This is a genomic window from Paenibacillus sp. N119s, assembly GCF_059447605.1.
In genome coordinates, this window is sequence record NZ_JCAJRU010000033.1 from 18,883 (window position 1) to 27,674 (window position 8,792).

At 43.0% G+C, this 8,792-nt stretch carries 8 protein-coding genes; 6 read left to right on the forward strand and 2 right to left on the reverse strand.

Annotated features, from left to right (window positions below; genetic code table 11):
• Window positions 1-131 precede the first annotated feature (131 nt).
• Window positions 132-1,196 (forward strand): Gfo/Idh/MocA family protein, encoded by a 1,065-nt coding sequence (locus tag AC5V8P_RS06465; protein WP_064795900.1) that lies wholly within the window; start codon window positions 132-134, stop codon window positions 1,194-1,196.
• Between the two features lie 110 nt (window positions 1,197-1,306).
• On the opposite strand, the gene AC5V8P_RS06470 is transcribed toward AC5V8P_RS06465, so the two are convergent.
• On the reverse strand, window positions 1,307-1,825 hold the full coding sequence (locus AC5V8P_RS06470; RefSeq protein ID WP_063211078.1) for a DUF3231 family protein: 519 nt from the start codon (window positions 1,823-1,825) through the stop codon (window positions 1,307-1,309).
• Window positions 1,826-1,975: 150 nt separating this feature from the next.
• Here AC5V8P_RS06470 and AC5V8P_RS06475 point away from each other — a divergent pair, with 150 nt between their 5' ends.
• Complete coding sequence (locus AC5V8P_RS06475; protein WP_064795901.1) at window positions 1,976-2,239, forward strand: WGxxGxxG family protein; 264 nt, start codon at window positions 1,976-1,978, stop codon at window positions 2,237-2,239.
• A gap of 191 nt (window positions 2,240-2,430) precedes the next feature.
• Here the strand turns inward: AC5V8P_RS06475 and AC5V8P_RS06480 are convergent, their stop codons facing one another.
• On the reverse strand, window positions 2,431-3,816 hold the full coding sequence (locus tag AC5V8P_RS06480) for an MFS transporter (RefSeq protein WP_064795902.1): 1,386 nt from the start codon (window positions 3,814-3,816) through the stop codon (window positions 2,431-2,433).
• A gap of 114 nt (window positions 3,817-3,930) precedes the next feature.
• Here AC5V8P_RS06480 and AC5V8P_RS06485 point away from each other — a divergent pair, with 114 nt between their 5' ends.
• The 4 genes from AC5V8P_RS06485 to AC5V8P_RS06500 form a co-directional block, all read left to right on the forward strand.
• A complete protein-coding gene (locus AC5V8P_RS06485; RefSeq protein WP_064795903.1) occupies window positions 3,931-4,818 on the forward strand; it encodes a LysR family transcriptional regulator in 888 nt (295 codons plus the stop codon).
• Between the two features lie 340 nt (window positions 4,819-5,158).
• The gene (locus AC5V8P_RS06490) at window positions 5,159-6,535 is read left to right on the forward strand and encodes an MFS transporter (RefSeq protein WP_064795904.1); all 1,377 of its coding nucleotides are present in this window, start codon (window positions 5,159-5,161) and stop codon (window positions 6,533-6,535) included.
• A gap of 240 nt (window positions 6,536-6,775) precedes the next feature.
• Complete coding sequence (locus tag AC5V8P_RS06495) at window positions 6,776-7,840, forward strand: polysaccharide deacetylase family protein (RefSeq protein WP_064795905.1); 1,065 nt, start codon at window positions 6,776-6,778, stop codon at window positions 7,838-7,840.
• A 225-nt stretch (window positions 7,841-8,065) separates the two neighbouring features.
• Window positions 8,066-8,792, forward strand: a 727-nt coding sequence (locus AC5V8P_RS06500; RefSeq protein ID WP_495473583.1) for a glycoside hydrolase family 5 protein, incomplete at its 3' end; no start/stop codon positions are given.

The following is an 8,792-nucleotide window of genomic DNA, read 5'->3' on the forward strand; positions in this document are numbered from 1 at the left end:
GCTTTATAATGAAAGCGTATGCAGGGTAACATCTTATGGATGACCTGCTTGGCAATAACCGATTTACAATTGAATTCGATCCAGGAGCAACCGTTTGATATGTGGGGGCTCAATTTAGGAATGGAAGGAAAATGGAAATGGACAATCGGAAATATAATGTAGTTATTGTCGGTTATGGAGGTATGGGAAGCTACCATGTTCAATTAATTGAACCTATTGAGCAGCTTGCCATCGGTGGTGTATATGATATTGTCGATTATCGGATGGAATTGGCTGCAGCAGCCGGGTATAAAACCTATCCCAGCCTAGATGCTGTTCTTGGCGATCAGGATGTAGATATTGTATTAATAGCAACGCCTAATGACGTTCATAAAGAAATCGCAATCCAAGCACTGCAAGCTGGCAAACATGTCATTTGCGAAAAGCCAGTTACGATAACGAGCGCAGATTTCCTAGATATTGTCGAGGTGGCCAAGCAAGAAAACCGTATATTTACTGTACATCAGAATCGTCGGTGGGATGAAGATTTCCGGATTGTCAAAGATATGATCAGCAAGAAGACCGTTGGCGATCTATTTCACCTGGAATCCCGGGTTCAGGGGGCTAACGGCATCCCAGGCGACTGGCGGCAATTGAAGGCGTACGGTGGAGGAATGCTGCTGGATTGGGGAGTGCACTTGTTGGACCAGCTGCTTCTGATTACGGACAGCAAAATCGAGAGCGTGACCGCTTCCCTAAGTTATATTCTGGGGACAGAAGTGGATGACGGCTTTACCAGCTATATTGAGTTCAAAGACGGTCTTACAGCAGTTATTGAAGTAGGTACAACAAATTACGTCAAGTTGCCGCGTTGGTATATTAAAGGAACCGAAGGTACCGCGGTGATCAAGGACTGGGATTTGAGCGGAGAGATTGTCACCAGGAATCCGGATGTCGCTCACGTGGAACCCAAACCTATTCAGGCAGGTCAAGGTTTGACGAAAACGATGGCACCGCCGTCGGAAGAATCCACCCTTAAGTTCCCGATTGAGAAAATACCTGCTGCAGCAGAAAGCTTTTACGAAAACTTTGTCTCCACCATCGAAGGCAAAGCCGAGCTTGCGGTCAAAAGCGAAGAAGTGCATCGTGTACTGGTGCTGATTGAGACGATTTTTGAGGCAGCAGCGACCAAGAGTGTGATTCGAAGAGATATTTAAAGAATCGCAAGGTTACTTATAAAGTACTGGGAATGACTAGTTACAAATCTAACCCCCATAGTTCTCATATTGAGGATAATGGGGGTTGTTTGTTACCAATTTAATTTTTTTTAAACTTCAACAGCTTCAGGTCTTTTCACTTGAAGTGGAGGAGGTACCAGCCATCCCTTTTCTTTAGTCAATTGAAGAATCTTAACTCCTAAAGCCGTTTTAGTAAGATGATACTTTGCAAACAAAGCGCCTATATCCTCTCTAATGGATTGACCCATCACTTGACTACAAGCAACCATTCCTAATGATGTATCAGACGCAATTTTAGCGGCGATCTCTGGATCAGTAAACCTTGCACCAACAGGAATATCTTCAAGCTTTGCTTCAGGTCTTTCAGGTAAGACTGGCGCTGGAGCTATCCCATTCTCATTAAGGAGCGTATCGCACTCTTTAATTTCAAGTCTAGCTTGATCAATAAGTGCTTCCAATATTTTTTTCAAATCCTTATCTCCTGCGTGATTTAGGAATGCTTGGTAGAAGGATAGAGCCCCTTTCGCAACCAATGAGAATTGCCAAACACTGAAAATTTCACCATAATGCATAGGTTCATTTTTTGGATTTCCACTTAATATTCCCATCATAACCTCTCCTTTAATATTTTTTACACCAGATGTATAGTTCCAATGATTGATCAAAACTATCCAAATAAATTTGTAAATACATAAGGGAATAATGAGCGTTTTTTTGGAGAAATTATATGCATCACATATTTAGGGAGGATTCCTTTTATGAAAAAACAATTAGTTACTGCTGTTGCCTCAATGTTCTTCTTTGCAGCTTTAGTCACCCCTTCATCAGCACAAAGTACAAATGTAGATGTGGCCAATAACACTAACGCTAATAACGCTTATCACAGCAACAATTCAACTTACAACGCTAACAGTGTACCAAACACCGTAGGTAATGATAACCATATGGATTGGGGATGGCTTGGCTTGCTTGGGTTACTAGGACTGGCAGGAATGCGTAGAAAAGCATCTGACCACAAATAATAAGTAAATTCCGGGAGCTATTGATCTATTGGAGATACCCAATGAACAAAGCAGTTCGATCTTCTTGATCGAGAAGCTAACAAAAAACAGCCGAGCGATCGGCTGTTTTTTAACTAAACTCCTTTCTATTTCGTTTGAAAAATTATAACGTTAAATAAAGATGGAGGGGATTATTTGAAGAAACGGTGAATCTATGACTCTCGCAATTGTCTTGACTCCCGGCGTCGCCGACTCATGAATACCAAAGACAATGCAATTACCGTAAGGACAATCCCAAGCACTTGAAAACCCTCGAAGCTGAACTTACCTCCCATAACGATACCTATCAACAATGAAGAGAGAATGGTTCCCAGGTATCTTGATGTATTAAATAATCCGGATGTTACACCGATTATTTCTTTTGGAGAACTTTGGAACAAGGCTGCTTGCATACCTACATTGTTCAGCCCGTTGCTAATACCGAATGCAGCCAAAGCCAAACACACGCTGATCACCGGAGAAGTTGGATTTAATGTTACAAGCCACACCGATCCCAATGTCATCAGAATTGCGGATACCAGTAATGCCGGTCTGGGTCCTGATTTATCGATCCATCGTCCTGCTATTGGAGAAGCAGCTAGCGAGCACAAGCCTAAGCTTAGCATGAGACTCCCTGTTTGGAACTCGCTTATATGCCTTACCACTTGCAAGTAGGACGGAAGCCCGAAAAAAAGCGAGTAATAGAGTACGTTAACGAGCATGAATTCGACATTAATCCAGGTCAACGCAGGATATTTGGCGAACGTGCGTAAAGGAATAAAGGGTGACGTCGCTTTTAGCTCATATCGTATGAATACCCCCAGCGTAACGAGGCCTATTAGCCCGATAATGACGTTTCCTAACGAAATATGCCCAGATGATTTAACCGATAGTAATCCAACGAGCAGGGCAACCAGCCCTAATGTGAATAGCAGAATCCCTCTTGCATCGATCAAATCAAACCATTTACGAAAGGACATGTTGCGTGCAACAGATGTTGGCGATTCGTCCTTTGGAATAGTCTTCCAAGCCAATAAAAAGCTGGCTACCACAAACGGAATATTGACGAAAAAGATGGCAGGCCAATTCCACCAATGAACCAAAACCCCGCCAATAAAGGGTCCAATTGCTGCCGCTCCTGATAGGAAAATGGACAAAACAGATATCGCAGTCGCTTGTTTCTCTCTGATATGAATTCGAACAATGGCCATTCCAACCCCAACCATCATGCTTGTTCCGATGGATTGTACGATGCGAAACACGATGAGCCACCCAAAGTTTGGTGATAACGGAGCTAATAATGAAGCAATGAAGGCTACAACAAGACCAGTGAGAAATATCTTCCTACGACCGAATAAATCGCTGGCCTTTCCCATGATAGGTTGAGCTATGCTACTTGCAATATAGAAAGAAAAGATAATCCAGGAAACACCTGTAAAGTCAAGTTGGAACACATTTTGCAGACTTGGAATCGCAACAGAAACCATCGAAGAATTTAAAGGGTTCAATAATATTCCTAGACCCACTGAAATCATTAACCACCAGCTGCGAACACTCATTTCTAGCACCTCCAATAGCGAATTAATGTCATCGTACTTGAAATCTATTATTTATTCCAATGCATTTGATGATATAATATCATTGACTTAAAGGAATGAAATGGAGGATACGAAATGGAACTTCTTCAACTGCAATATTTTCTCACGGTAGCTCGTTTGGAACATGTAACCGAAGCTGCACGAAGTCTGCACGTTACTCAATCATCGCTGAGTAAAACGATTCAACGCTTGGAGGAAGATCTGGGGGTCCCTTTATTCGATCGAATAGGGAGGAAACTGCGATTGAACGAGTTTGGAAGCAGATTCCTTTACCGTGTAGAAAGGGCTTTATTTGAGTTAGAACAGGGGAAGCAGGAACTCACCGATTTATCCAGCCCAGAACACGGAATTCTCGAATTGGCGGTGACCACCGCAAGCACATTACCAAGTATTCTTCAAGAATTTCGGAGAAAACGACCCTACATTCAATTTCATGTGCAAATGCTGACCACACAGGAAATGGTCAAACTTCTTCATAGAGGAGAGGTCGATTTTTGCTTGTCTTCACCTCCCGTTGAAGGGAAGGACATCGAATGTAAAATTGTATGTATCGACCCCATTCTTGTAGCTGTTCCAAAGGTACATAGGCTTGCAGATCGAAATAGCGTATCCTTGACAGAGCTAAGGGAAGAATGGTTTGTCGGCGTAAAGAGAGGCTATGGAACTCGTGATCTAGTAGACTCTGTATGCAAGTCGGAAGGATTTGTGCCTAAATATGTGTATGAAGGGGATGAACCTGCAAGGCTTAGTTCTCTTGTGGAAGCCGAAATTGGCATAGCTTTCATACCGAGCACGGCACGAAATTCGCAGGGACACCTCAAATATCTCCAGGTAGAGAATCACGAATTGATACGGGAGATTGCTTTATTATGGAACAGAAATCGGTATATTTCGCGGGCTGCTCAGGAATTCCGTGAGATAGTTGTAGAATATTTTGCTACGATTTCAAAAGAGACAATTTAGTTCCATAGTGGTTTTTGACGATCTACCATTGAAAATAAATAAGTAGAAGATTGCGTTAATAAGATAGTGTAGAGGCTGAACATTGTAATCCAACGAGTAGGAACTAACCGTTTTTTCTTTACCTCGTTATGAAATGATTATCGTCAAAATTGTAGGTGATATTTTCATTATTTTAGTGATAAAATGGTTAGGTAGTTTTAATTAAACAGATTTTTACTTTTACTTTTTGGAGGCGTTATAATGAAGTACATAGTGAAAAGAAGGGTACATTTGAAAGGGAACAACGCATCACTGGCCCTATAAACTGCGTGATCCCTGGTATTCTTAAGGGGTTTACATGATGGGAAAATTGATTGAGGAACGCATTCCTAAATCTTTGATTTGGCTGTGCGTGCTTGCATTTTTCAGCGTATTAAATGAGACAGTGTTCAACGTATCGTTGCCCGACATTGCCGCTCAATTTGGAATTGAGCCATTCGCTGCAAATTATGTCAATACCAGTTTCATTCTTTCTTTTGCAGTAGGGACAGCTGTTTACGGAAAAATATCGGACATTTACGGCGTAAAAAAACTGGTTCTCATCAGTATGATGATATACAGCGGGGGATCGCTAATCGGCTTGCTTTTTCATGACTGGTTTCCGATTTTGCTTGCCGCTCGATTTATCCAAGGGGCAGGTGCTTCTGCCGTCCCTGGACTGATTATGGTCATCGTTACCAAAAGTATTGAAAAGCAGCATCAAGGAAAAGCTTTTGGAATGATCGGGTCGACGGTTGCGCTTGGAGAAGGTTTTGGTCCTATACTTGGAGGCTGGATTGCAGACTATGTGCATTGGTCCTATCTATTTTTTCTACCCATGATGACGCTAGTCACGCTACCGTTTTTCTTACGAACGCTGCCTGACGAACCTGTCACAAAAGGTGGGCTTGATGTTTCGGGGGGCCTGCTCTTTGTTCTTGGGATTGTTTCGTTTACTTTATTTACGACACATTACGAGTGGTGGTATTTGACGATCAGTGTCACTCTTTTTATAGGATTTGTGCTGCGAATTCGAAGAGCTAAGGAACCTTTTGTAGACCCGGCTTTATTCAAAAAGAGAAGATTTATCGTGGGCGTATTTGTAGGAGGAATACTTTTAGGGACCGTCGCAGGATTTATGTCTATGATCCCTTACATGATGAGAGAAGTACACCAGATGTCGACAAGCCTTATCGGGGGCGGTGTTCTGTTTCCGGGCACGATTAGCGTGATTCTTTTCGGGATTGTTGGCGGTTCTCTGGTCGATAAGCGTGGAGCTCGTTTTGTCATGGTTGCAGGGTTATCGCTTCTTAGTTCAGGACTTTTGATCGTTTCACTCTTCGCGGATCGTAGCATTTGGATCATCTCAGGAGCATTGGTTTTGATTTTTGGTGGACTATCCTTTGTCAAAACGGTCATCTCAACCATTGTGGCAGGCTCGTTAAGTGCTGATGAATCAGGCTCAGGAATGGGGTTTTTAAATTTTTCCTGTTTTTTGGCAGAAGGGATCGGTATTGCAGTTGTAGGCGGACTGCTTACACAGCTTAGTTTTAACTTCCCTATTTTTCCAATCGTTACTAACGTTGCGGCGTATCTGTACAGCAATTTGACGTTATTGCTTCTAGCTACAGTAATTATAGGCGGTGCCATTTTCCTGTTTGTATTCAAGAGAGAAAAGGCTTCCTTGGATCGTCAATAAAAAAATAAGAATTTCTATAGAGCTGACATTGGTTGATGTCAGCTCTTTTTGTTCAAGAAAACTCCCAGTTCAGGACTACGTACTCTTCACAAGTTAGAGCCACAAGAAACTAAACTTTTTACAGCATAAGGTTAAATCTTTGTAGGTTAAATATGAAGAGTTCGATAGTAAAATATAATCTGTAAACGTTTAATTAAAAACTTGGTGAAATCAAACATTATATTAAGAGGAGGCAGTATTATGCTCAAAGCAAAGCTAGTAAAAGGGACAATGGCTCTAATGCTTATTGGTATGTTGTTCTCCGTACCCATGATGCCAGTCGCCAGTGCTGCCGATGCCAGTTGCGTGAACGGTTACGTAGGTCTGACGTTCGACGATGGCCCAAATGCCAGTAACACAACAAAACTGCTTGCTGCGCTAAAACAGGCTGGCTTGCGCGCGACAATGTTCAACGTTGGGCAGAACGCACAGAATAACCCATCTCTGGTACGGGACCAGGCGGCCGCAGGCATGTGGATCGGCAATCACTCCTATACCCACCCGAATATGACTACGCTCAGTAGCTCGCAAATGTTGTCGGAAATCACACGGACGCAGCAAACGATTCAGTCAATTATCGGAAATGCGCCAAAGCTGTTTCGTCCGCCGTACGGTGCGACCAACGCGACTTTAAAGTCCATCGAAAGCCAAAACAGTCTTACTGAAGTGCTATGGAGTGTTGATTCTCAGGATTGGAACGGAGCCACTACCGCTCAGATCGTAGCTGCCGCGGGCAAGTTGCAAAACGGTGACGTAATCCTGATGCATGACCAATACCAGACAACGCTTCAAGCGATCCCGCAGATTGCACAAAATCTCAAGAGCCGTAACTTATGCTCTGGCATGATCTCTCCGAGCACCGGCCGTGCGGTGGCGCCTGACAGCGCTACAACTCCTCCGAGCACAGGCACGAAAGTGGAAGCCGAAAGTATGACCAAAGGCGGTCAGTATACCGGGAATATCAGCTCGCCATTCAACGGGGTCGCTTTATACTCCAACAATGATTCGGTGAAATACACGCAGTATTTTGCAAGCGGAATCCATAGTTTTTCACTCCGTGGTGCTTCGAATAATTCCAATATGGCTAGAGTCGACTTAAAAATTGGTGGACAGACTAAGGGCACTTTTTACTTCGGCGGGAGCAATCCGGCAGTTTATACCCTGGCTAATATCAATCATGGAACCGGAAATCAAGAGATTGAGCTCGTTCTAACAGCTGAAAACGGAACATGGGATGCATACCTTGATTATTTAGAGATCAACTAGAATCCGAAGAAATAATGGACAAACTTCGTATTTTTCTTTTAATAAAGAAATTATCCCTTTGTAAAATCCACATAACAGGCCAATTGCTATTAAAATCTAAAACGTTTTCGGAAATAATCCTGTAAGCTATCACTGTTCTTGAATCCAACCGATTTATAGATGAATATCGGGGCTAATTACCGAAATTGTTCGCGTAACCATGCCATATTAAAGGAGAAGAGAATTATGAAAATGTCGATCAATTCATTCGCCAAGCCGTTAATCATGACTTTGCTGTTCAGTTTATTAACGCTACTTCTTCAAGCGGCCGTACCTGCAAATTCTGTCTTTGCGGCTTCTTGCGCAAACCCTGTAAGCTATTTCGGTGAAATGAAAGCAAGCGGCAACAAGATTAACGGCTCCAAAACGAATCGGACGATGATGGTCAAAGGATCGAGCTTCTTTTGGAGCAACTGGTCCGGTCCATTTTGGAATACGGCCACAGTGAATCGTATGGTGGATGAATTTCAGGTGGAGATTGTGAGAGCGGCATATGGCGTGGACCCCAGCGGAAATCCGTATAACACGGCCGACGATTCCAAAGTTCGTGAGGTGGTCAATGCGGCAATTGCAAAAGGGATCTATGTCATTATTGATTGGCACTCGCATGACGCGCACAATAATGTCAATGCCGCCAAAAGTTTCTTCAGCCGGATGGCGCAGGAATACGGAAGCTATGATAACGTCATTTTCGAGATTTATAACGAACCTACACAAGTCTCGTGGGGGACAATCAAAAGTTACGCTGAGCAAGTTATTCCGGCCATTCGTCAACATTCTGACAACATGATTATCGTTGGCACGCCATTCTGGTCTCAAAATGTAGACCAGGCAGCGAACGATCCCATTACTTCCTCCGGGAATATTGCCTATACATTACACTTTTACGCTGGATCTCATTTTCAGTCGCTCC

Bases quoted from the DNA above. Each gene is read 5' to 3' on its own strand.
- AC5V8P_RS06465 (WP_064795900.1), top strand. From the start codon at position 132: ATGGAAATGGACAATCGGAAATATAATGTAGTTATTGTCGGTTATGGA.
- AC5V8P_RS06470 (WP_063211078.1), bottom strand. From the start codon at position 1,825: ATGGGAATATTAAGTGGAAATCCAAAAAATGAACCTATGCATTATGGT.
- AC5V8P_RS06475 (WP_064795901.1), top strand. From the start codon at position 1,976: ATGAAAAAACAATTAGTTACTGCTGTTGCCTCAATGTTCTTCTTTGCA.
- AC5V8P_RS06480 (WP_064795902.1), bottom strand. From the start codon at position 3,816: ATGAGTGTTCGCAGCTGGTGGTTAATGATTTCAGTGGGTCTAGGAATA.
- AC5V8P_RS06485 (WP_064795903.1), top strand. From the start codon at position 3,931: ATGGAACTTCTTCAACTGCAATATTTTCTCACGGTAGCTCGTTTGGAA.
- AC5V8P_RS06490 (WP_064795904.1), top strand. From the start codon at position 5,159: ATGGGAAAATTGATTGAGGAACGCATTCCTAAATCTTTGATTTGGCTG.
- AC5V8P_RS06495 (WP_064795905.1), top strand. From the start codon at position 6,776: ATGCTCAAAGCAAAGCTAGTAAAAGGGACAATGGCTCTAATGCTTATT.